Annotated in this window: 22 protein-coding genes; 9 read left to right on the top strand and 13 right to left on the bottom strand. The window is 68.6% G+C overall.

The features are described from left to right. Position 1 precedes the first annotated feature (1 nt). Both ABE85_RS10415 and ABE85_RS10420 read right to left on the bottom strand, forming a co-directional pair. Positions 2 to 394, bottom strand: a complete 393-nt coding sequence (locus tag ABE85_RS10415; RefSeq protein ID WP_157522197.1) for a hypothetical protein — start codon at positions 392 to 394, stop codon at positions 2 to 4. A gap of 150 nt (positions 395 to 544) precedes the next feature. Continuing rightward, positions 545 to 916, bottom strand: coding sequence for a putative quinol monooxygenase (locus ABE85_RS10420; RefSeq protein WP_067282378.1), 372 nt, complete (start codon positions 914 to 916; stop codon positions 545 to 547). A gap of 207 nt (positions 917 to 1123) precedes the next feature. On the opposite strand from ABE85_RS10420, the gene ABE85_RS10425 reads away from it, so the two are divergent. Further along, complete coding sequence (locus ABE85_RS10425) at positions 1124 to 2674, top strand: methyl-accepting chemotaxis protein (RefSeq protein ID WP_067273609.1); 1551 nt, start codon at positions 1124 to 1126, stop codon at positions 2672 to 2674. Between the two features lie 47 nt (positions 2675 to 2721). On the opposite strand, the gene ABE85_RS10430 is transcribed toward ABE85_RS10425, so the two are convergent. The 6 genes from ABE85_RS10430 to ABE85_RS10455 all read right to left on the bottom strand — a co-directional run bounded on the left by ABE85_RS10430 (position 2722) and on the right by ABE85_RS10455 (position 7174). Beyond that, the gene (locus ABE85_RS10430) at positions 2722 to 3201 is read right to left on the bottom strand and encodes a hypothetical protein (protein ID WP_067273613.1); all 480 of its coding nucleotides are present in this window, start codon (positions 3199 to 3201) and stop codon (positions 2722 to 2724) included. After that, positions 3152 to 3760 carry a nucleotidyltransferase domain-containing protein gene (locus ABE85_RS10435; protein ID WP_067273616.1) on the bottom strand — a complete coding sequence of 203 codons (609 nt, stop codon included), beginning with the start codon at positions 3758 to 3760 and terminating at the stop codon, positions 3152 to 3154. The genes ABE85_RS10430 and ABE85_RS10435 overlap by 50 nt, the downstream gene beginning before the upstream one ends. Positions 3761 to 3872: 112 nt before the next feature. Continuing rightward, positions 3873 to 4532 (bottom strand): ribose-5-phosphate isomerase RpiA, encoded by a 660-nt coding sequence (gene rpiA / locus ABE85_RS10440; protein WP_067273619.1) that lies wholly within the window; start codon positions 4530 to 4532, stop codon positions 3873 to 3875. A gap of 94 nt (positions 4533 to 4626) precedes the next feature. Continuing rightward, positions 4627 to 5055 carry a hypothetical protein gene (locus ABE85_RS10445; protein WP_231993275.1) on the bottom strand — a complete coding sequence of 143 codons (429 nt, stop codon included), beginning with the start codon at positions 5053 to 5055 and terminating at the stop codon, positions 4627 to 4629. A gap of 6 nt (positions 5056 to 5061) precedes the next feature. Further along, positions 5062 to 6195, bottom strand: a complete 1134-nt coding sequence (locus ABE85_RS10450) for a 3-deoxy-7-phosphoheptulonate synthase (protein WP_067273623.1) — start codon at positions 6193 to 6195, stop codon at positions 5062 to 5064. A gap of 52 nt (positions 6196 to 6247) precedes the next feature. Continuing rightward, positions 6248 to 7174, bottom strand: a complete 927-nt coding sequence (locus tag ABE85_RS10455) for a DMT family transporter (protein WP_082938514.1) — start codon at positions 7172 to 7174, stop codon at positions 6248 to 6250. A 115-nt stretch (positions 7175 to 7289) separates the two neighbouring features. Here ABE85_RS10455 and ABE85_RS10460 point away from each other — a divergent pair, with 115 nt between their 5' ends. The 5 genes from ABE85_RS10460 (at position 7290) to ABE85_RS10480 (ending at position 11992) form a co-directional block, all read left to right on the top strand. Next, positions 7290 to 8240 (top strand): LysR family transcriptional regulator, encoded by a 951-nt coding sequence (locus ABE85_RS10460; RefSeq protein ID WP_067273626.1) that lies wholly within the window; start codon positions 7290 to 7292, stop codon positions 8238 to 8240. Between the two features lie 178 nt (positions 8241 to 8418). Continuing rightward, positions 8419 to 9459: a quinone-dependent dihydroorotate dehydrogenase gene (locus tag ABE85_RS10465; RefSeq protein ID WP_067273629.1), complete on the top strand. Its 1041-nt coding sequence runs from the start codon at positions 8419 to 8421 to the stop codon at positions 9457 to 9459. A 199-nt stretch (positions 9460 to 9658) separates the two neighbouring features. Beyond that, a complete protein-coding gene (locus ABE85_RS10470; RefSeq protein ID WP_067282399.1) occupies positions 9659 to 9985 on the top strand; it encodes a hypothetical protein in 327 nt (108 codons plus the stop codon). A gap of 17 nt (positions 9986 to 10002) precedes the next feature. After that, positions 10003 to 11688, top strand: a complete 1686-nt coding sequence (locus ABE85_RS10475) for a PepSY domain-containing protein (protein ID WP_067273631.1) — start codon at positions 10003 to 10005, stop codon at positions 11686 to 11688. After that, the gene (locus ABE85_RS10480) at positions 11681 to 11992 is read left to right on the top strand and encodes a DUF3325 domain-containing protein (protein WP_067273634.1); all 312 of its coding nucleotides are present in this window, start codon (positions 11681 to 11683) and stop codon (positions 11990 to 11992) included. Before ABE85_RS10475 ends, ABE85_RS10480 begins: the two co-directional genes overlap by 8 nt. 112 nt (positions 11993 to 12104) lie before the next feature. On the opposite strand, the gene ABE85_RS10485 is transcribed toward ABE85_RS10480, so the two are convergent. After that, complete coding sequence (locus tag ABE85_RS10485) at positions 12105 to 12773, bottom strand: FxDxF family PEP-CTERM protein (protein WP_082938515.1); 669 nt, start codon at positions 12771 to 12773, stop codon at positions 12105 to 12107. Between the two features lie 100 nt (positions 12774 to 12873). Here ABE85_RS10485 and ABE85_RS10490 point away from each other — a divergent pair, with 100 nt between their 5' ends. After that, positions 12874 to 14349, top strand: coding sequence for a hypothetical protein (locus ABE85_RS10490; RefSeq protein ID WP_157522203.1), 1476 nt, complete (start codon positions 12874 to 12876; stop codon positions 14347 to 14349). On the opposite strand, the gene parC is transcribed toward ABE85_RS10490, so the two are convergent. The 4 genes from parC to ABE85_RS10510 all read right to left on the bottom strand — a co-directional run bounded on the left by parC (position 14336) and on the right by ABE85_RS10510 (position 20103). Beyond that, positions 14336 to 16714, bottom strand: coding sequence for a DNA topoisomerase IV subunit A (parC, locus tag ABE85_RS10495; protein ID WP_409072579.1), 2379 nt, complete (start codon positions 16712 to 16714; stop codon positions 14336 to 14338). The genes ABE85_RS10490 and parC overlap by 14 nt on opposite strands. A gap of 66 nt (positions 16715 to 16780) precedes the next feature. Next, on the bottom strand, positions 16781 to 17509 hold the full coding sequence (locus ABE85_RS10500; protein WP_067273644.1) for a lytic transglycosylase domain-containing protein: 729 nt from the start codon (positions 17507 to 17509) through the stop codon (positions 16781 to 16783). After that, positions 17506 to 18078, bottom strand: a complete 573-nt coding sequence (locus tag ABE85_RS10505; RefSeq protein ID WP_067273648.1) for a GNAT family N-acetyltransferase — start codon at positions 18076 to 18078, stop codon at positions 17506 to 17508. The genes ABE85_RS10500 and ABE85_RS10505 overlap by 4 nt, the downstream gene beginning before the upstream one ends. 24 nt (positions 18079 to 18102) lie before the next feature. Beyond that, positions 18103 to 20103 carry a DNA topoisomerase IV subunit B gene (locus ABE85_RS10510; RefSeq protein WP_067273651.1) on the bottom strand — a complete coding sequence of 667 codons (2001 nt, stop codon included), beginning with the start codon at positions 20101 to 20103 and terminating at the stop codon, positions 18103 to 18105. Positions 20104 to 20317: 214 nt separating this feature from the next. On the opposite strand from ABE85_RS10510, the gene ABE85_RS10515 reads away from it, so the two are divergent. Together ABE85_RS10515 and ABE85_RS10520 are read left to right on the top strand one after the other, a co-directional pair. Continuing rightward, positions 20318 to 21760, top strand: coding sequence for an amidohydrolase family protein (locus tag ABE85_RS10515; protein ID WP_067273655.1), 1443 nt, complete (start codon positions 20318 to 20320; stop codon positions 21758 to 21760). A 29-nt stretch (positions 21761 to 21789) separates the two neighbouring features. Next, positions 21790 to 23025 (top strand): MFS transporter, encoded by a 1236-nt coding sequence (locus ABE85_RS10520; protein ID WP_231993276.1) that lies wholly within the window; start codon positions 21790 to 21792, stop codon positions 23023 to 23025. Positions 23026 to 23110 lie beyond the last annotated feature (85 nt).

The following is a 23110-nucleotide window of genomic DNA, read 5'->3' on the forward strand; positions in this document are numbered from 1 at the left end:
CCTAGTCGCGCTGCGCGTCTTGCGCCTTGTCGGTCACGATCGCCAATGCCAGGGCATCCCGACCACGCGCGGAGAGTTGGAACATCGGCGCCATGGCCGTCACGACGGCCGCCACCGCGACGATCGACGTCAGCGCGATACCGACACCCCACTTCAGCGTGTTGGTGAACGCCTGATGCATTTCGGAACGGAGGCTGCCGATCTCCGCGCGCACCGTACCGATCTCGTGCTTGAGCTCTCCGCGGATGGCACCCACCTCCTGCTGCAACTGCTCCCGCGTCGCCAAGGTCGGCAACACGACATCCAGCCGCGTCTTCAACATCTGCACCTGCAGCGCCAGGTCGGCGTTTGCGCCCATCGCGCTGGCGCGCTGCCCGTCTTCATTGAACTGCATGAACTTCTCCATCGCAACGACGGGCCCTCGCCCATCCAAGGCATTGACTCTGCCACTGCGAGAGAGATCAGGAATTCAACTTTCGGGGGATCCGATGGGGGATTCGACCTCCCCTTGCGCGGCGTCAACACTCCCCCATTTTCCTGAGGGTCAGGTCTTGACGGCGTCCACCGGCTTTCCGTCGGCGCTGGTGCGCACGACGTAGCTCGTCACCTCGCGAGACACGAGCATCGGGATGATGGTGCCGAAGCCCAGGCGCTGGAAGTGCTCGGAGGCGCGGTGCTCGTCCAGGCCGCTCGCGTCGGTGTACTGCTCGAGGATCACGTAACGGTCCGCATCCTGCGGCGAGCGGTAGAACGCGTACGCCAGGTTCTTGGCCTCGCGCCGCGTGGCCTCGGTCAACTCGACCAGCAACGCCCCGACCTGGTCGCCCAGCCCCGGTTTGACGTGGTACTGCGCGATCACCTGCAGGAAGCTGCCGCCGGCGGACGTCGGGGCGGTCTGGGAGCTCGTGTCGGACATGGCGGACGCCGGCGGATGGCCGGCAGGTCGTGACGGATGGCGCATTGTCCGGCCACCTCCGACGAACCATTTAAGTTTGATCACGTACGCGTCGATAAGGTGCGAAGACGCCGTCAAGGCCGCCGCGCGCCCGCGAGGGTGCAGGTCAACGATTCCAAACGAACTCAAACGGATCCAGACGGATCCAACATTCCGGGAGACACATTCATGATTCATCTCGTGGCGGGCCGATCGATCGGCCAACGGCTCGGCGTGGTGCTGGGCCTGGTGCTGCTGATCGCCTTCGTGGGCTCGGGCCTGAGCTACCTGGCCCTGGGCCGCGTGGCCGCAGAGACCGACGTGATGCTCAACCAGGACCTGGCGGCCGAGCGCGTCGCTTCCGACTGGTACCGCAACATCACCAACGGCGTGAACCGCACCAGCGCGATCGCGGTCAGCGCGGATCCCAGCCTGGCGCAATTCTTCGCCACGACCTCGGCCGAATCGACCAAGCAATCGGGCGAACTGCAGAAGCAGCTCGACGGTTTCATGGTCACGCCCGAAGAGCGCAAGATGTTCGAGACCCTCAGCGAAGCCCGCAAGGGTTACCTGAGCACGCGCGACGCGGTGGCCGCGGCCAAGAAGGCTGGCGACGCGGACAAGTCGCGCGAGGTCTTCGACCGCGAATTCCAGCCCGCCGCCGCCAAGTTCCAGGAAGCGATCCAGGCCATCGTGCAGCACAAGCGCACGCTGCTGGACGACGCCGCCAAGCAGCTGGACACGACCAACGGCCGGGCGCGTTCAGCGCTGCTGGTGTTCTCGCTGGTCGCGCTGGGACTGGGCGTGTGGTTCGCCGTGTCGCTGACGCGCTCGATCACCGGCCCGCTGCGCGGCGCCGCCGAAGTCGCCGACGCCATCGCGCACTTCGACCTGACGCAACGCGTGCCGCAGGGCGGCCGTGACGAGACCGGGCAGTTGCTGGGCTCGCTGGGCGGCATGCAGTCGCAACTGCTGAAGCTGATCGGCGACGTGCGCGGCTCGGCAGAGAGCATCGGCACCGCCAGCGCGGAGATCGCCACCGGCAACCACGACCTGAGCGCGCGCACCGAGCAGACGGCCTCCAACCTGCAGGAAGTCGCCGCGTCGATGACGCAGCTGACGGGCACGGTGCGTCAGACGGCGGATTCGGCGATGACGGCCAACCAGTTGTCGAGTTCGGCCGCCGAGACGGCGCAGCGCGGCGGTTCCGTGATGGGCCAGGTGGTCAGCACGATGGGCCAGATCAGCGACAGCTCACGCCGCATCGCCGACATCATCGGCACCATCGACGGCATCGCGTTCCAGACCAACATCCTGGCGCTGAACGCCGCCGTCGAAGCGGCGCGCGCCGGCGAACAGGGCCGCGGCTTCGCGGTGGTCGCGAGCGAGGTGCGTTCGCTGGCACAACGCAGCGCGGAAGCGGCCAAGGAGATCAAGACGCTGATCGGCGCAAGCGTCGAGCGCGTCGAGTCGGGCTCGCGTCTGGTCGAGGACGCCGGCGGCGCGATGACCGAGATCGTGGCCAGTGTGCAGCGCGTGGCCGACATCATCGGCGAGATCAGCGCCGCCTCGCGCGAGCAGAGCGACGGCATCAACCAGGTCAACGCCGCCATCGGCCAGCTGGACCAGATGACGCAGCAGAACGCGGCGCTGGTCGAGGAATCGGCCGCCGCGGCCGAGAGCCTCAAGGAGCAGTCGCAACGGCTGGCGACCGCGATCTCGGTGTTCCGGCTGCGCTGAACGCTCGCGGAGCAGACAGTGAATCGGGGCCCTGAGGGGCCCCGATGTCATTGATCGCCTACGTCTGGCATGCATTCGCCGCTACCAGTCAGCGCGCGAGCGACGGGCAGGTATTTCTCCAGGATCGCCACCATCGTTGATGCTTCGGCCTTCGACAGTGGAGGCAGGGGCGATCGGTAGGACGTGTCGTTGCGGCGCTCGTGCGCTCGAAGAACAGCACTCATCTCCGGGCTGGAAAGCTGGAGGTCAGCGCTGACGCGCCCGATCGCCATCGCCCGGCCCGCCTCCTTGGTCCTTACTTCGTAGTGTTCGAGCACCGCCTGCACCACCTGGTGGTAGCCCTCGTAGGCGTTCGTGAAGATCTGCATGGGATGCGTTTTCACCGGTGCGCCCGCCAACAGCGCCTTCGCCAGCACCAGAAACGCTTCTGCATTCCTCAGAAAGCCGTCTACTGCGCCGGGCGTCGGACTCACCTGCTCAAGAGCCCGCCTTTGAATCAGATTCTCGTACTCCGCTGGTCGTTGCATAAGTCACCACCTGCAGCCTCGGGCCGCTGACGATCTGGCGAATGACGGGGTCGCTCTCGACCAGATCTCGCCATTCGACCGGGTCGTAGAGGACAAACTGCAATGGACGTTGGAGGCGCGACTGCAACTTGTCTGCTGCCTCGATCAGTTCCAGATGCGTGACGTCGCCGATCACCATCACGTCGATGTCGCTCTTGCCCGTGTCGAGTTCCTTCGCCACCGAACCGAAGACGAACGCCTCATCGATCCGGTCCGCGAATGGCGCCAGGGCCTCCTCGATGGGCCGGGCCAGACCGAAGGTCTTGAGTGCGATGCTGCTGAGCTCGGGAAACAGGAAGAACTCGGTATTGGCGCGGATGCTTCGCTGCCGGCCCTGTCGAGGTCCTTCGACCAGTACGCCTGCCACGAGCAAGCGTTCGATCTGCAGTTGCGTACTGCCTCGCCCGCTACCAGCCTCCCGCAGCAATTCAGCGAGCGTGAAGACCCGATCAGGGGCGGTCAGCGTGATCGCCAACACGCGTTGCATGGTCGGGGTGAAAAGGAAATCAGCGGCGCTCATGGCCTTCCCGCGAGGCGGTGAAAAGCCGGATGCTATCAAAATCCACAAATTATGGATTCATATCCATAATTTGTGGACTTACCCAACGCTCCCGCGTCAGGGTGGATCTTGTTCAGAATGTCATCGTCTTCACGCCCTGCGCCGTGCCAAGCAGGCACACGCCGGCCTTGTTGCGGGCGAAGACGCCGACCGTGACCACGCCGGGCCACTGGGTGACCTCGGCCTCGAACGCGGTCGGATCGGTGATCTTCAGACCCTTGACGTCCAGGATCTGGCAGCTGTTGTCCGTCACGCAGTCCTTGCGCAGCACCGGCTCCGCGCCCATCGCCCGGAAGCGGCGCGCGATCTGCGCGGCGGCCATCGGGATGACCTCGACAGGCAGCGGGAACCCGCCCAGGACATCGACCAGCTTGCTCTCGTCGGCGATGCAGACGAAGGTCCCGGCCAGGTCGGCGACGATCTTCTCGCGCGTCAGCGCGGCGCCGCCGCCCTTGATCATGTGCCCCTGGCGATCGATCTCGTCGGCGCCGTCGATGTAGACCTGCAGCGACTCGACCTCCGACGCGTCCAGCACTGGGATGCCCAGCGCCATCATCCGCTCCGTGCTGCGCACCGAGCTCGACACCGCGCCTGAAATGCGGATGGCGCTCGCGGCCAGCGCGTCGATGAACTTGTCCACCGTCGACCCCGTGCCCACGCCCACCACCGTGTCCGGCGTCACGTACTGCAATGCGGCCTGGCCGACCAGGGTCTTCAATTCGTCTTGGGTCATGGCGGGGGAGCGAGCCAGCGCTCGTCGTTGATGGCGGGAGAGGAAAGGCGGGATTATCTCCGCTGCCCTGCACGCTCACGTTGGCGGTCCACGGTCAGACGACCCCGATCCAGCGTCCGCAGATGATGACAACGACCCAGACCACCAATGACAGCAGGCACTGCCAGCGTCCGAGCCGGTCCTGCGCCCGGACCCCGCCGCGCCAGTGGAACCACGCCGCGTTCAGGCCCGCCAGTGCGATCAACGCGATCTTGATGCGCATCGCCGGATTGACCCAGAGCTCCTGCGGCTGGATCGCGAACATGGCCACGCCCGACACCGCGCACAACGCGAAGCCCGCCAGCGCCGTGGGAATCGCCAGTCGCGCCAGCGAGGTCGGATCGATGTCGCGCCGCGCGCCCAGCGTTCTGAGTTCGAAGACCAGCAGCCCGCCGAACAGCGCGCCGAGTCCGATCAGGTGCACGACAGAAAACACTGGATAAGCCCACGGATGGGCCACCAGCGTCGTCATCGTGCGCCACATGCAATATCAGGCCGCGCGACGCTCGCGCCGTTGACGCACCGCCGCGGCGAGCGAGCGCATCAGCGGTTCGGTCTGGCTCCAGCCCAGGCAGGCATCGGTGATCGACACGCCCGGCAGCAGATCGGCCTTGGTCTGGCCGGCCAGCAGGTCCTGGCGACCGGGCTGCAGATGGGACTCGACCATCACGCCGGTGATGCGCTCGTCGCCGCCGGCGATCTGCGCGCCGACGTCGTGGCCGACGTCGATCTGGCGTTCGAATTTCTTCGACGAATTCGCATGCGAGAAGTCGATCATCAGCTGCTCGCGCAGCCCTGCCGCCTTCAGCACCTCGGCCGCGGACTGCACCGACGCCGCGTCGTAGTTCGGCGCCTTGCCGCCGCGCAGGATCAGGTGGCAATCATCGTTGCCGCGGGTCTCGAAGATCGCGGCCAGGCCCATCTTCGTCATGCCCATGAAGGCGTGGCTCGCGCGCGCCGCCAGCACCGCGTCGGCGGCGATCTTCACCGAGCCGTCGGTGCCGTTCTTGAAGCCCACCGGGCAGGACAGGCCCGACGCCAGCTGGCGGTGGCTCTGGCTCTCGGTGGTGCGTGCGCCGATGGCGCCCCAGGCGATCAGGTCGGAGATGTACTGCGGCGACAGCAGGTCCAGGAACTCGGTGCCCGCGGGCAGGCCCAGCGCCGTCACGTCCAGCAGCAGCTGGCGCGCCAGCCGCAGGCCTTCGTTCATGTGGAAGCTGCCGTCCAGGTGCGGGTCGTTGATGTAGCCCTTCCAGCCCACCGTCGTGCGCGGCTTCTCGAAGTAGACGCGCATCACGATCAGCAGGTCCTGCTCGAGCTCGCCGCGCAGGTCCTTCAGCAGCCGGGCGTAGTCCATCGCCTGGCCGTGGTCGTGGATGGAGCACGGCCCGACGATGCACAGCAGCCGGTCGTCGCGGCCGTGCAGCACGTCGCTGATCTCGCGGCGCGCGGTCTCGACCACGTTCAGCGAGGCCTCCGGCAGCGGCAGTTCGTCGAGCAGCAGCGCCGGCGAGATCAACGGGCGGACCGCGTCGATGCGGGTGTCGTCGGTGCGGGTGTCGTCGCGGGTGGCGTCGGCGGAGCCGATCTCGCGATCGTGCTGCGGGTGGTCGAGATTCTTCATGGCGGCGGCGGTACGCCCTCTCGGGCGCAGAAACGCGAAATTGAACCGCCGATTATCCGCCCGACCGAGACATCGAGGCGAGTCCCACCGAGGTCGCCGACACGACGAAGCCCGCCAGGGCCAGCGCGCCGAAGTGCTCGCCGAGCAGACCCATGCCCATCAGCGCCGACACGCCGGGGATCAGGTAGAAGAGCTTGGCCACCGCGCCGGCCTGGCCGCGCCGGATCATCACGAACATCAGGCTGAAGGCGCCGATCGAGTTCACGAGCCCGAGCCACAGCGTCGATCCGATGAGTTCCAGGCTCCAGTCCGGCATGCCGGGCTCGCGCCAGAGCGCCAGCGCCAGCACGGCAATCGCGGAGACCGTCATCTGGATGCCGCTGCCGGTACGCAGGTCCATGCCGGCGCAGAAGCGCTTCTGGTACAGCGTGCCGGCGACCAGGCCGGTCAAGCCGAGCAGCCCCGCGCCGTAGGCCATCCACGCGCCGCCGCCCAGCGGCCGGTCGACGATCACCAGCGCCACGCCCGCCGCGCCGCCGAGCATGCCCAGCCAATGCGCGGTGCTCATGCGTTCGGCCAGCCACAGGTGGGCGCCCATCGCGGTGGCCAGCGGCATCATTCCGATCAGCAGCGCGGCCACGCCGGTGGGCAGTCCCCACGCGATCGCGCAGTAGACGCCGGAGAAATGCAGCACCTGCATCAGCAGACCGACGACGCCGAGGTGGATCCAGGCCCGCGCGGTCTTCGGCCACGGCGCGCGCGTCGCCACCGACACGGCCAGCAATACCACCGCCGCGAGCCCGAAGCGCAGCGCCAGCAGCGTGAACGGCCCCGCGTGCGGCAGCGCCAGCTTGCCGGCGACGTAGCCTGTGCTCCACAGCAGGATGAAGAGCGCAGGAAGGCTCAGCGCGACGAAGGCGCCGAGCCGGTCCGGCCGCGCGGCGCCGGGGGTGGCAGTGAGCAGGATCGAGGTCGTCATGACGGACTCCCAGGTGGACAACGATGGGATGAACTCTAGAAATGGAAGCCCTTGGACACAATCCGCTTCCGATTCGTTTTAGAGTTTCCAGATCGAGAACAATCAAAGGACCGCCATGGGACGCCTGGAAGACCTGCAAGCCTTCGCCCGCGTCGTGGACGCGCGCAGCTTCTCGGGCGCGGCCAAGCTGCTGGGGGCGACCAAGTCCGCCGTCAGCAAGCAGGTGTCGCGGCTGGAACAGCAGCTCGGCACGCGGCTGCTGCACCGCACCACCCGCAGCATCAGCCCCACGGCGGAGGGCCGCAGCGTCTACGAGCGCGCCCAGCGCCTGATCGAGGAAGCGCAGGCGCTCGACGCGGAACTGGCCGGCCAGCGCGAGCAGCCGCGTGGCGTGCTGCGGCTGAGCACCTCGACCGCCTTCGGCAATCTGCAGTTCACCGCGCTCATGGCGGAGTTCTGCGCGAGGCATCCGCAGTTGCAGGTCGTGCTCGGTTTGAACGACCGCTACGTCGACCTGGCCGAGGAAGGCTTCGACGTCGTGATGCGGCTGACGGGACGCCCGAGTCCCGGCCTCGTCGCGCGCAAGCTGGCGGACATCCGCTTCGTGCTGTGCGCCTCGCCCGACTACCTCGGGCGGCACGGCACGCCGACGGCCGTCGCGGATCTGGCCGGCCACCGCTGCCTGCGCTTCGGCTACCTGCATGCGCCGGAGCGCTGGCGCTTCCAGCATTCCGTCGAAGGCGAGGCGGAGGTCGAGATCTCCGGCGCCCTGCGCTTCGAGAGCGGCCTCACGGCCAACAGCAGCGAGTCGCTGCGCGTCGCGGCGCTGGCGGGCATGGGCCTGGCGGTGCTGCCGACCTACGCGATCGGACGCGACCTGCGCGAGGGCCGCCTCACCGCCCTGCTCCCGGGCTGGACGCCGCTGGGCGGACCGGCCGAGGCCGACGTGCTCTACGCGGTCTACCTGCCCAGCCGCTTCCCGAGTCCGAAGGTCCGGGCGCTGATCGATTTCTGTGTCGAACGGTTCGGCGACATCCCGCCCTGGGACCGTCCCGAACCCGCTTGACATCGGACTGAGCCCCGCATCGAACGGGTCCCGGAGAGGTCCCAGAGGGATGCCGGCAGAACGCCTCTTCCGGGCCCTGGCTCGTTCGGGCCACGGAGAGTCCCCCATCATCGTTCGCACGACAGGAGTAGGCGCGACGCGGGCCGCTCCAGGCGCGATGAGACAATCCGCCCCCATCATGGCTCTCATCCCCTACGGCTTCGCCCGTCCCTTCCTGTTCGGGCTGGATCCCGAACATGCGCACGAACTGACCCTGGGCAGCATCGCCCGTCTGCAGAACACGCCCGCCCAATGCGCCTGGGCACAGACGCGGGTGTCCGATCCGGTGACCGTCGCCGGACTGCGCTTCCCCAACCGCATCGGCCTGGCCGCCGGCCTCGACAAGAACGGCCGTTGCATCGACGGCCTCGGCGCGATGGGCTTCGGCTTCATCGAGGTCGGCACCGTCACGCCCAAGGCGCAGCCCGGCAACGACAAGCCGCGCATGTTCCGGCTGCCCGCGAAACAGGCGCTGATCAACCGCCTGGGCTTCAACAACGAAGGCCTGGACGCGTTCATCACCAACGTGAAGCGCTCGCACAGCTTCCGCCACCGCGGCGGGCTGCTCGGCCTGAACATCGGCAAGAACGCCGCGACGCCGATCGAGCGCGCCGTCGACGACTACCTGATCGGTCTGGAAGGCGTGTTCCCGCACGCCGACTACATCACCGTCAACATCTCCAGCCCCAACACCAAGAACCTGCGCCAGCTGCAGAGCGACGAGGCGCTCGATGCGCTGCTCGGGCCGCTGCAGGCGCGCCGCCTGGCGCTGCAGGACGCGAGCGGACGGCAGGTCCCGCTGTTCGTGAAGATCGCGCCCGACCTCGACGAGGAACAGGTCGCCGTCATCGCCGCGAGCCTGAAGCGCCACGGCATCGACGGCGTCATCGCGACGAACACGACGATCTCCCGCGAGGCCGTGCAAGGCCTGCCGCACGCGAATGAGACCGGCGGCCTGTCCGGCGCGCCGGTCTTCGAGGCCAGCAACCGCGTGATCCGCCTGCTGCGCTCGGCGCTGGGGAACGGCTATCCGATCATCGGCGTGGGCGGCGTGCTCGGCGGCGAGGACGCCCGCGCCAAGCTGCAGGCCGGCGCGGACCTGGTCCAGCTTTACACCGGGCTGATCTACAAGGGTCCGGCGCTGGTGCCCGAGTGCGCGAAGGCGATGGCACGGCTCTGAGCCTGCAGTGAGGCAGCCTCCGCTGCCGCGTTGGCACCACCCTGCCCGTTTTTCGACCGAACAAAGCGCTCCTCAGTGAGCGCTTTTTCGTTGGCGTCTCCAGCAAAGACCTGCTGGTGCGCTTTAGAACTTCGTTCGGTTGAGTCAGTGACAAGACGATAATGCCTCGCATTCCCATTTGTCGGACGCCAGCCCGCCCATGATCGATACCGCGACCCACCCCAACCGGGGCAAGAGCCCAGCGCTGCCCTTCCCGCTGCTGTCGCGCATCGGCGCGGCGATCCTCGGTGGCTATGCGTTCTGCTGGGGCTTCATCGCATTCGCGCACAGCGGGCTGTACGCGCTGGGCATGTCCTTCCACGACGCCGAGCATCTGAGCGCGATCCTCGGCCTGCTGCTCTTCCTGACGGTGTTCCTCTGGACCTTCGCGGCGCGCCGCGTGGGCGTGTGCTGGGCGGTGCTGCTGGCCAGCGGCGGCGTCATGACCGGAGCGGCCGCGCTGATCCAGCGCGCGCTGCTCGCCTGACGCGAAGGGGTTGGACCATGTTCCAGAATTTCCGGCTCTCGATGGCCTGGCTGCACACCTGGTTCGGCCTGGTGCTGGGCTTCGTGCTGATGGTGGTGTTCTTCTTCGGCGCGCTATCGGTCTTCGACCGCGAGATCGACCGCTGGGCGATCCCGTCCTCGCGCTTCGAGCCGCAGCCGATGCCGTCCTTCGACCAGATCCTGAAGCCGGCCTTCGAGAAGATGCAACCGCCCAAGGAGTCCGTCGCGCTGCTGGAAGGCCGCGTCAACGGGCCGCTGCCGGAACGCTTCGACGTCGTGAGCAGCTGGGGCGCGTACACGACGCACCGCGATCCGGTGGTGTCGGTGTTCGCCGGCTTCAAGGTCCCCAACGCGAAGGACCCGGACGAGACCGTCTTCGCCGTCCACGCGCTCGATCCGCGCAACGGCGCGGTGCTGCCGCAGGGGCAGTTGCGCATCGGCAGCGAGTTCTTCTATCCGCTGCACTACAGCCTGCACCTCACGTGGAAGGACCTGGGCTACTGGATCGTCGGCTTCTCGGCGCTGATGATGCTCGCCGCGCTGGTCAGCGGCGTGGTGATGCACCGCAAGATCTTCCGCGAGTTCTTCACCTTCCGCCGCAGCAAGAGCGTGCAGCGCAGCGCGCTGGACCTGCACAACCTGACCGGCGTGGTGGCCCTGCCCTTCCACTTCTTCTTCGCGTTCACGGGGCTGGTGATCTTCGCGGGCATCTACTTCCCGGTCGCGCACACGCAGCTGCATGACCTGCACGACCTGTCCGAACGCGTCGAGGCACAGCAGACGGGCCTGCCCCATGAGCGCGCGGGTGTCGCCGCGCCGCTCGCCTCCGTGGACGCGATGGTGGCCGAGGCGCGGCGTCGCTGGGCGGCCAAGGGCATGGCGGGCGACGTGGGCTTCGTCAACCTGCAGCACGTCGGCGATGCCAACGCCTATGTGAGCGTGTATCGCGCCGGCACCGACCGCGTCGCGCTGACCGGCGAGGGCATCCACTTCAAGGCGAGCACCGGCGAGCTGCTGCGCGAGGATCCCCCGCGCACCGCCGTCGACAGCGTCACCGAGTTCCTCACCGGGCTGCACCTGCAGCATTTCCGGCACTGGCTGCTGCGCTGGCTCTACGTGCTGGGCGGGCTGCTGGGCTGCGTGTGCATCGCGACGGGCTTCCTGTTCTTCGTCGAGAAGCGCAAGCAGCAGCACGCGAAGGCCGGCGGCCAAGGCAGCCGCATCGTCGACGCGCTGGCGGTGACGACCGTCACCGGCATGCTGGTCGCGACGATGGCGATGCTGATCGCCAACCGGCTGCTGCCGGAGTCGCTCGCCGACAAGGGCGAGTGGGAACGCAACGTCTTCTGGAGCGCCTGGGCGCTGGCGATGGTGCATGCCTTCGTGCGCGGTGGCGCGGTGGCGCAGGCGCGCATGAATCCGGCCTGGCGCGAGCAATGCTGGGCGATCGCCGGGGGCGCGATCGCAGCCGTGGTCGCCAACGCGGTGACGACGGGAGATCACCTCGGAAGGACGCTCTCGACCGGCTACTGGCCGGTGGCGGGCGTGGACCTCAGCCTGATCGCGACGGCGGCGATCGCGCTCTTCGCAGCGACCAGGCTCGCGCATCGGGCCAAGCGTTCAAGTTCCGCGGAGAACACCTCGCCGTCCGCGCTCAAGACCGTGGGAGCCCGTCATGGCTGAGCCCGTTGTTCTGCTGGGCGCCGCCGCCGTGAACGCCGTGCTGGGCTTCGGCTGGCTGGCGTTGGCCATGGATACCCACTGGGAGCAGGTCCATGGCGAAGAGGCGCCGAAGGCGGCCACCGCGCGGAACCTGCGCGCTGCCGGCGCGCTGGCGCTGGTGCTCTCGCTCGGCCTGTGCCTGAAGGCGGACCACCCGTCGATGGCTGTGCTGGTATGGCTGATGTTGCTGGCAGGCGCGGCAGCGGCCATCGCGGCCACGCTGTCGTGGCGCCCGCGATGGCTGAAGGGGCTGTGGCCGCGTTAAGCGCCTGAAACTCAGCGCCTGAAACTCAGCGCCTGAATTCAGCGCCTGAAAGCGAAACGGCCGCGTGAGCGGCCGTGCAGGCTGAGGCCGCATCGCGCGGCCGGGTCGCCAATCAGTCTTGGCGGCGACGACGCGCCACGAAACCGACGGCAGCGATGCCGGCCAGCATCAGCGCGTAGGTCGCGGGTTCGGGGACGGCAGCCGCCGCGGCGACGTTGACCGTCGTCGAGAAGACCGCGCCGCCGAAGCCGGCACCGCTGAGCGTGCCGCTGGCGAGCAGCTGATACGTGCCGGCGGCCAGGTTGGCGAAATGGAAGCCCGTGGCGCTCGCGTCCAGGTCCGTCACGCCGTTCAGGCCCGCGAAGCTGAAGTTCACCGACTGCAGCGGCACGGTGAAGCCGTTGCCGAAGCTGATGGTGGTCGCCGCCAGCACCGAGCCGGTGACGTCCGAGGCCTGCGTCAGGGTGAAGGATCCGAGGACCACGTCCGAGAAGCTGCTGCCGCTCGGGGTCACGGTCGGCGAGACGAACACCGGATCCAGGGTCGCGGCGCCAGCGGCGCCCGCGATCAGCGCGGCGCCCAGCGCCAGCACGAGAGACTTAAATTTCATGGCTGCCCATCCCGTCAGTCGAGTTGATTTCGTGACGGAGTTTGCACTGCAGCATGAGTTCGTGTCCTGGACAAACCGGCGACTTTTGTTGCAGTGCGTCACAGGGACGTCACCATCGCAAGGGACAGGGGTCGGGTTTTGTCCCCTGCCCTGTCCCACCCATGCCCGCATCGGGCACGCCAGCCGCACGCCGCGCAGATCGACGTTTCCAGCGGAACGACCGACGTCGCGACGGTCACACAGGGCCTCCCGTTTTCACCCGGCTTCCTGAATGTTCTCGTCCCTTGGTTCGCTCGCCAATTCGCTTTCCGGTCCGTTCTCCAACATGGGCAGGCTGTTGTCATCCCATCCTTCCCGACAGGTCCGCGAACTGCCCGACGGCACCGACACCGTGCGGGTCGACTTGCCCGGCAACACGCAACTGCTGTTCGTCCGCGATGCCGCCGTCATGGCCACCCTGGCCGAGCGGCGGGGCCTTGACCGAGGCAACGGCGTCAATCTCCTCCGCTCGGTCTTCGGTACGGGAACGCTGTTCCTGATGCCCCATGACACCGCTCATCATCGTCGTGCCGGCGAGTTCAACCGGCTGTTCAGCCAACGGCAGACCGACGCTTCGACGCCCGACATCGCGGCTCGCGCCTGCCGGGCGGTGGAGACGGTCGGGGCGGCCGTCGCAGCGGCCCCGGAGACCCCCGTGGACATGCAGGACGTGATCCTGCGTTATCTTTTCGATGTCGGTGCCTGGGCCATCACGGGAGTCGATGTCGATCTCGGCGCCGAGGTGGCCGTGTTCAGGCGCGGCGTGGATGCGCTGCATCGGGAGGCGACGGCCATGCTCAAGACCGCGCTCGCCGCCAACGCGCCGTGGACGGCCGACTACATGGCCCGGGAGGCGCGCGACGCCGCCCGCGAATTCCAGGAGGCCGGCCGGCGGATGCTGATCGCCGGCGCCGAACGGCATGGGCTGGCGGACACCCTGGCCTTGCGCGCGCTCAAGCGATACGGGATCGACCCGGCCAGCGTGGACGCATCGACCCGCTTCCCGCCCGGAATCCTGGTCGAGGTGTCGATGAACCTCGCCGCCTCGCTCTTCACCACGGGCAATCTGATCGAACGCACGCTCGACCATTTCGAGCGGCACCCCGACGAGTTGCGCGCTTTGCGCCTGAGCATCCGGGAGGATTTTCCGGCGGGCGTCAGGGACCTTCCGCAACTGCGCAACTGCCCGACGTTGCGGGCGCTGCTCCCGGTCATGCTGGCCCAGAGCCCGGTGGGCATCGTCTCCCGCGACGTCGTCGAGCCGACGGAGTTCGTCGACGGTGACGGCATCCATCACCAGTTGCGTCAGGGGGACGCGGTGATCTTCGACGTCGAAGGGATGCAGGCGCGCCAGGCGCTCAAACTGGACCAGGCCTTGTCCGAGGAGGGGCGTCCCACGCTCGATGTCCTCAACCAGCGCCACGACGATGTCATGCAAGTCTTCTTCCACGGTCCGAACCAGTGCCCGGGACGTTTCCTCGCCGTGGCCGACTCCGCCCTGTTCCTGATCGAGATGCTGTCGTCGTTCGACCTCCATTCCCTCGACCGGCAGCGGCCGCTGGAACGCGGCATCGTCAACCGGCTGGGCGGCAGTCCGCTGATGCGGCTGAGCCCGGTCCGACCCGCGCGGGCGGAGGCCTCGCCGGTGCCAGCGACACCGACGAGGACTTTGCCGCCTTCCGTCGGGCGCGCGATCAGCCCGCCGTGACGCGCATCGGCTTGGTCATCACGTCGCAGGCCTTGCCCTTCTTCGCGCGCTTGCCGGCGTAGGCCGCGAGCGCCGCGTTGCGCAGCGGCTCCTCCTTGGCCTTGCCGCCGCGGACCGTGCCGCTGACCATCAGCACACTCGTGAACGCGGCGATGCTGACCAGCGCGTCCTTCGCGTCCAGGTCGATCAGCGTCAGGCCGCGACCGCCCTTGGGCTGGTGCTTGAGCTCCTCGATTGCGAAGGTCAGCAGTCGGCCGGTCATCGTCAGGCAGGCGACCTGCACGGCGGCCGCGTCTCCCTTGGCAGCGGCGGCCGGCACGACCGACGGCGGCAGCGGACGTTCCTCGCCTTCCAGGCTCAGGAAGCTCTTGCCCGCCTTCTGGCGGCCCACCAGGTCGCCGACCTCGGCCACGAGACCGAAGCCGCCGGTGCCGGCCAGCAGCAGCTTCTGCGTCGCCGCGGCGGCGTAGTAGTGCGCGATCTGGGTGCCCGACTCCAGCTCGATCAGCGTGGTGATCGGCTGCCCGTCGCCGCGCCCGCCCGGCAGCGCCGAGACCGGCACCGAGTACGCCCGGCCGTTGGTGCCCAGCACCACCAGCGGATCGACGCTGCGGCACGGGAACACGCCGTACAGCGAGTCGCCCGACTTGAACGCCAGCGCCGCCGGATCCACCTCGTGGCCCTTGAGCGCGCGCACCCAGCCCTTCAGGCTGACGACCACCGTCACCGGCTCGTCGACGATGCGCACCTCGGCGACCGCGCGCTTGTCTTCCTTGATCTCGGTGCGACGGTCGTCGCCGTACTGCTTGGCGTCGGCTTCGATCTCCTTGACCACCGTGCGGCGCAGCACCGACGGGTTGGACAGGATCTCCTCGAGCTTGCCGGCTTCCTCGCGCAAGGTCTTCAGTTCCTGCTCGATCTTGATGAACTCCAGCCGCGCCAGCTGACGCAGCCGGATCTCGAGGATGTCCTCGGCCTGGCGCTCGCTGAGCTTGAAGCGCTCGATCAGCGCGGGCTTCGGTTCATCCGAATGGCGGATGAGCGCGATGACCTCGTCGATGTGCAGCAGGATCTCGTGGCGGCCTTCCAGGATGTGGATGCGGTCGCTGACCTTGTCCAGGCGATGCTGCGTCCGCCGCGTCACCGTGTTCAGGCGGAAGCCCACCCACTCAGTCAGGATCTTGCGCAGCGTCTTCTGCGTCGGGCGGCCGTCGTCGCCGACCATGGTCATGTTCAGCGGCGCCGTCGTCTCCAGGCTCGTCTGCGCCAGCAGCGTGTTGATGAAGTCCTGCTGGTCGACGGTGCGGCTCTTGGGCTCGAAGACCAGGCGCACCGGCGCGTCCTTGTTGGACTCGTCGCGGGCCTTGTCCAGCACCGCCAGCATCGCGCCCTTGAGCTGCAGCTGCTCCGGCGTCACCGTCTTCTTGCCGGTCTTGACCTTGGGGTTGGTGAGTTCCTCGATCTCCTCGAGCACCTTGGCCGTGCTGACGCCCTGCGGCAGTTCGGTCACGACCAGTTGCCACTGGCCGCGGGCGAGGTCCTCGATCTTCCAGCGCGCGCGCACCTTCAGGCTGCCGCGACCGGTGCTGTAGGCCGCGCGGATCTCGTCCGCGGAGCTGATCAACTGGCCGCCGCCCGGATAGTCGGGACCCTTGATCGCGCTGAAGAGTTCGTCGTCGCTCGCGTCGGGGCGCTTGAGCAGCAGCACCGCCGCCTCGGCGACCTCGCGCAGGTTGTGGCTGGGGATCTCGGTCGCCATGCCGACCGCGATGCCGGAGGCGCCGTTCAGCAGCACGAAGGGCAGCCGCGCCGGCAGCTCGCGCGGCTCGCTCTCGGAGCCGTCGTAGTTGGGCTGGAAGTCGACCGTGCCCTGGTCCAGTTCGTCCAGCAGCAGGCGCGAGTAGGCCGACAGCCGCGCTTCCGTGTAGCGCATCGCGGCGGCGTTGTCGCCGTCGCGGCTACCGAAGTTGCCCTGGCCGTCGACCAGCGGGTAACGCTGGCTGAAGTCCTGCGCCATGCGCACCATCGCGTCGTACGCGGCCTGGTCGCCGTGCGGGTGGTATTTGCCGAGCACCTCGCCGACCACGCGCGCGCTCTTGACCGCCTTGGCGCCGGTCGTGCCGGTGAAGCCCAGGCCGAGCCGCTCCATCGTGAACAGGATGCGGCGCTGCACCGGCTTCTGGCCGTCGCTGTAGGACGGCAGCGCGCGGCCCTTCACCACCGACAGCGCGTACTCCAGGTAGGCCTGCTGCGCGTACTGCGCCAGCGTCAGCGCGTCGCCGGACGGGGACTGTCCGCCCGGACCGCCGGCGCCGGCGCCATTCGGGTTCTCGAAATCAAAGGTCTCTTGGGTCATCTCTCTCATGCCGGCCTGCGCCGGTCGTTCGAATCTTCTTGCGAATGTCTTGAGGACTGTCCTGGCCGCGATCGCTCATTCGAGCGGCGCCGCGACCATCGTCAACTGCCTGGCCCGACTGCCGAGGCTGCGCTGCAGCAGCGCCCAGTAGAGCTCCATCACCAGATGCACATGAGCCTGCGTCTCGTCGATGTCGGGCATGTGTCCGCCGGCTCGCCGCACCGCGCCCTCGCCGGCGTTCCAGGCCGCCAGCGCCGCGTCCAGACGCCCGAAGCGCCGGGTCAGGTCCGCCAGCATCCGCGCGCCGATCAGCACGTTGGTGCGCGGGTCCTGCAGGTAGCCGGGCCGCCGCTGCTCCTCCGGCGTCGCGTAGCGCTGCGCCGTCGCCGCGGTGATCTGCATCAGGCCGGCCGCGCCGCGCGGCGAGATCGCGTCCGGCTTGAAGCCGGACTCGACCGCGATGATCGCCTTCAGCAGTTCCGCGTCGATGCCGGTCGCCGCCGCCGCCTCGCGCAGATAGGGCTGCACGGCCTTGACCTCGGGAGCGATGTCCAGCCAGGTCAGCATGCGCTGGCCGTGGTCGGTCTTGCCCGGCACGCGCCGGATGCCGCTCAGCGGCGACATCACCGGCTGGAAGCGGCTGTCCACCTGCGACGGCGCGAAATGCGCGATGCCGTCGGCGTCCACATAGCCCCAGAGCTCCGCATGCGCCGGCGACAGCTTGGCCGCGAAGGCCACGGCGATGCTCAGCGCCAGCCGCTTGCGCAGCCGGCGTCCGCCGGAGCTGGGGCGGCCGTGGCTCATGCCACCTCCAGGCCTTGCGCGGCGCGCGCTTCGTACTCGCGCTTGAGCAGCGACATCACGATCAGGTCGTCGAAGCCCGCGCTCTCGCCGAGGTCCATGTCCTTGCCGTCCTGACCGCCGTCGGCCGCGGCCAGCACCTCGGCCCGCACGCATTCGCGCAGCCGGCCTTCCTCGACGTAGCCCTCGCTGCGGTACAGCGCCTGCGCCCGCGTGTTGCGGCCCTTCACGTCCAGCCAGAAGCGGTGAGCCCCCAACTGCGTGAACGCCATCTTCTTGAGCAGCCGCACGCACACCCGACCGACGCCCTGCCCCTTCGGGCCGAGCACGATGCGTTTGAGCTCCACCGACCGGTTGGGATTGCGGCAGCCCTGCAGGATCACGAAACCGGCGCGCTCGGCGTCCAGCTCCACGATGAAATGCCGTGCGTCCGGGAACCGGACGGCGCCTTCATGCTGCGTGCGCTCCCACGGCGTGATGAAGGGCCGGTTGCCCGCGTCCTGCTCCACGCCCACGACGAAGTCCAGGTCGGACAGCATCGTGGGTCGGAGCGTGACGCGGTGGTCGAGCATGGCGTGGTCCGGGGCTCAGGCGGCTCAGACGTCGACTTCGATGGAGTCGCCGTGCAACTCCATCAGCTCGCGACGCGCCGCGGCTTCACCCTTGCCCATCAGCTTGTTGATGGCGCCCTCGGTGTCGCCGAAGTCCAGCTCGCCGTACTGCACCTGCAGCAGGCGGCGGGTCTCGGGATTCAGCGTCGTGTCCCAGAGCTGCTCGGCGTTCATCTCGCCCAGGCCCTTGAAGCGGCTGATGCTCCAGCTGCCTTCCCGCGCGCCTTCCTTGCGCAGCTTGTCGAGGATGGCGGTCTGCTCGCCCTCGTCCAGCGCGTAGAGCTTGGCCGCGGGCTTCTTGCCGCGCGCCGGCGCGTCCACGCGGAACAGCGGCGGCCGCGCCACGTACACGTGGCCGGTGGCGATCAGCTTGGGGAAGTGGCGGAAGAACAGCGTCAGCAGCAGCACCTGGATGTGGGCGCCGTCGACGTCCGCGTCCGAGAGGATGCAGATCTTCCCGTAGCGCAGGCCGGACAGGTCCGGCTCGTCGTTCTTGCCGTGCGGGTCGACGCCGATGGCCACCGAGATGTCGTGGATCTCGTTGTTGGCGAACAGCCGGTCGCGCTCGACCTCCCAGGCGTTGAGCACCTTGCCGCGCAGCGGCAGGATGGCCTGCGTCTCCTTGTCGCGGCCCAGCTTGGCGGAACCGCCGGCGGAGTCGCCCTCGACCAGGAAGAGCTCGTTGTGCAGCAGGTCGGTGCTTTCGCAGTCGGTCAGCTTGCCGGGCAGCACGGCCACGCCGGAGCTCTTGCGCTTCTCGACCTTCTGCGCCGCGCGCTGGCGCGTCTGCGCCTGCTTGATGACGAGGTCGGCCAGCTTCTTCCCGTGCTCGACGTGCTGGTTGAGCCACAGCTCCAGCGCCGGCTTCACGAAGGCCGATACCAGCCGCAGCGCGTCGCGCGAGTTCAGCCGCTCCTTGGTCTGGCCCTGGAACTGCGGGTCCAGCACCTTGGCCGACAGCACGAAGCTGGCGCGCGAGAACACGTCTTCCGCCATCAGCTTCACGCCCTTGGGCGCGAGCGCGTGCATCTCGATGAAGCCCTTGATCGCGCCGAACAGGCCGTCCTTCAACCCGGACTCGTGCGTGCCGCCGGCCACCGTCGGGATCAGGTTCACATAGCTTTCGCGCATGACCTGACCCTCTTCGGTGAAGGCCACGCACCAGCTGGCGCCCTCGCCCTCGGCGAAGTTCTCGCTTTCGGAGGCGGTCGCGAACTGCTCGCCCTCGAACAGCGGGATCAGCGGATCCGCCGGCAGCGCCTGCATCAGGTAGTCGCGCAGGCCGCCCTTGTAGGTCCAGGTCTGCGTCTCGCCGGTCTTCTCCTGCGTCAGCGTCACCGTGACGCCGGGCATCAGCACGGCCTTGGAACGCAGCAGGTGCACCAGTTCGCCCTTGGGCAGGTCGGCGCTTTCGAAATACTTGCCGTCGGGCCAGACGCGCACCGTCGTGCCCTGCTTGCGGTCGCCCGTCTTCGGCTCGGCCTTGCGCGTGGCCACCGGCTCGATGACGTCGCCGCCGGAGAAGGCCAGCGTCGCCACATGCCCCTCGCGGTAGACCGTCACCTGCAGCCGCTTGGCCAGGGCGTTGGTCACCGACACGCCCACGCCGTGCAGGCCGCCGGAGAAGCTGTAGGCGCCGCCCGAGCCCTTGTCGAACTTGCCGCCGGCGTGCAGCCGGGTGAAGACGATCTCCACGACCGGGACGCCTTCTTCAGGATGCAGGCCGTAGGGAATGCCGCGGCCGTCGTCCTCGATGGTGATCGAGCCGTCGGTGTGCTGGGTGACGGCGATGCGCTTGCCGTGACCGGCCAGCGCCTCGTCGGCCGCGTTGTCGATCACCTCCTGGATGACGTGCAGGGGGTTGTCGGTGCGGGTGTACATGCCCGGGCGCTGCTTGACGGGCTCGAGTCCCTTGAGGACGCGGATCGAGCCTTCGCCGTAGCTGCCAGGAGCGCTGCCGGTGGAAGTGACTGCTTTGGTTGCCATGGGGCGGGATTCTATGCAGCGTCGGCGACGCTTCCGGACGCTGGCCGGCACGGGTCGTTCCCATGGGGGTTTCCACCCCCTGGAGGCGGTCCTCGCGCGCATGCCGCACGGCGCACGCGCCGCGGCACGTCCGGTTACCGATCGAGCCCCAAAGGCATGGGAGCGCTGTCGTAGCATCCGCCGCTTGTCCGCACGCTCCCGAACGACCGGCCCGATGTCGCTCCTGCCCCGCTCCCCCCGCCCGCTGCTGGCGCCCCTCGTCCTGGCCCTCGCTTCCCTCCTGGGAGGGGCACCGGCGCAGGCCGACGCCTACAAGGCCAGCCCGGAGATGGCGATGGAGTTGCGCCACGCCCGCTGGTTCGACGGCGAGAAGCTCCAGAGCGGCACGCTCTACGTCGAGGACGGACGCTTCGTCGAGAAGCGCCCCCGCAAGGTCAACCGGCTGCTGGAACTGCGCGGCCAGACGCTGGTGGCGCCGCTCGCGGACGCCCACAACCACAACCTGCAGAGCGCCTGGGGCCTGGACAAGTTCGGTCAGGATTACCTGCGCGACGGCGTGTTCTACGCGGCGATGCTGTGCGCCGATCCGGCCGCGATCGAGCCGATCCGCGCGCGCATCTCGCAGCCGGAGGCGCCGGACGTGCTGTTCGCCACCGCCTGCATCACCTCGTCCGACGGCCAGCCGCTGGCGATGCTGCAGTCGGGCACGCCGCCGATGGCCCTGGACCAGATCGTCGACAAGGCGGTGCTGGTCATGGACACGCCCGAGCAGGTCGGCCAGAAATGGCCGCTGATCGCGGCCCGCCACACCGACCTGGTGAAGGTCATCATGAGCTACCACGACCGCCCGGAGCTGCGCCACGTGCCCGAGCAGCGCGGCCGGCTGGGCGTGACGCCCGAGGTCGTGGCGGAAGTGGTCCGCCGCGCGCATGCCGAGGACCGCCGCGTCGTGGTCCACATCGAGAGTGCGGCCGACTTCGCCGCCGCCGTGCGCGCCGGGGCCGACTTCATCGCCGAGCTGCCGGGCTACTTCCCGCAGCACGGCGAGGCGCCCGAGACCCACCTGATCCCGACCGACGTCGCCGCGCTGGCCGCCGAGAAGAAGATCGGCATCGTCACCGCCACGGTGGCGACGCGACTGTTCCAGCCCGAGCCGGAACTGCTCGCGCGCATCGAGGCCGTGCAGAAGCAGAACCTGGAACGGCTCAAGGCCGCCGGCGCACGGCTGCTGGTCGGCTCCGACCTCTTCACCGGCAACGCGCTGAACGAGTTGCACCACCTCGACCAGTTGGGCGTCCTCGACAAGTCCGCCCTGCTGCGCCTGGCCACGGTGGAGACGCCGAAAGCCCTGTTCCCGCAACGCAAGCTCGGCTGCTTCCAGCCCGGTTGCGAGGCCAGCTTCCTGGTGCTGATCGGCAATCCGCTCGAGGACCTGGACACTCTGGACAAGCCGATCCTGCGCATCAAGCAGGGCCGCGTGCTGACGCAGCTGGAGGACGTCGCCGCAACCGCGGGAGAAGAGAACAACGCCTTGAACTCCGCCGCCGGCGCCGAGAAGAAGGCCTCCGGCAAGAAGTCCAACGCCAAGTCCACCAGCAAGTCCACCGCCAAGAAGAAGTCATCGGGGAAACCCGCATCCAAGAGCGGCGCTCGCTGAGAGGCCCGGCCAGCCGGTACATTGATCGGATGAGCGCGCTCCCGATCCCCCCGTCCTCTCCCCGCACGCTGTCCATGCGACAGGTGCTGATCTGCGGTGCCGCGATCGTCACGCTGTCGATGGGCATCCGCCATGGCTTCGGCCTGTGGCTGACGCCGGTCACGATGGACCGGGGCTGGACCCGCGAAGCCTTCTCGCTCGCGCTGGCCGTGCAGAACATCGCCTGGGGCGCGGCCGGCCCGTTCGCCGGCATGCTGGCGGATCGCTTCGGCGCGCTGCGCGTGCTGATCGCCGGCGCGCTCCTCTACGCCGCGGGGCTGGCGCTGATGGCCGTGTCGACCTCGACGGCCGGTTTCCTCGGCAGCGCCGGGGTGCTGATCGGGCTGGCCCAGTCGGGCACCACCTACGCCGTCATCTACGGCGTGATCAGCCGCAACGTGTCCGCGGAGAAACGCTCCTGGGCGATGGGGGTGGCCGCGGCGGCGGGCTCGTTCGGGCAGTTCCTCATGGTGCCGGTCGAGAACTGGCTGATCGGCTACAACGGCTGGCAGAACGCGCTGTTCGTGCTGGCCATCGCCGCCTGCCTGATCATCCCGCTGGCCTTCGGCCTGCGCGAGCCGGCACGCGACGCCGCCCACGGCGCCCACCACCAGAGCATCGGCCAGGCGCTGCGCGAGGCCTTCGGCTACCGCAGCTTCCAGCTGCTGATGCTGGGCTACTTCGTCTGCGGCTTCCAGGTCGTGTTCATCGGCGTCCACATGCCGAGCTACCTGAAGGATCACGGCCTGACCCCGCAGGTCGCCACCAACGCGCTGGCGCTGATCGGCCTGTTCAACGTCTTCGGCACCTACGCCGCGGGCACGCTGGGCCAGAAGCTGCCCAAGCGCTATCTGCTGTCGGGCATCTACCTGCTGCGCTCGATCGCGATCATGATCTTCCTGAACGTGCCGCTGACGCCCGCCAGCGTCTACGTCTTCGCCGCGGTGATGGGCGTGCTCTGGCTGTCCACCGTGCCGCCGACCAACGCGATCGTGGCGCAGATCTTCGGCGTGCAGCACATGTCGATGCTGGGCGGCTTCGTGTTCTTCAGCCACCAGATCGGCAGCTTCCTGGGCGTGTGGCTGGGGGGCAAGCTCTATGACGCGACGGGGTCCTACGACGTGGTCTGGTACCTGGCCGTCGCGCTGGGCATCGTGGCCATGCTGGCCAACCTGCCGGTGCGGGAGACGGCGATCGCGCGTCGCGCGGTGCCGGCCGCGGCATGAGACCGCGCGGGCTCAGGCGGATCGTGGCGTGGCTCGTCGCCGCCGGCGTGCTGGCGGCGGTCTTCATGGCCTACATGCAGCCCTC

Source organism: Mitsuaria sp. 7, assembly GCF_001653795.1.
Classification (GTDB): domain Bacteria; phylum Pseudomonadota; class Gammaproteobacteria; order Burkholderiales; family Burkholderiaceae_C; genus Roseateles.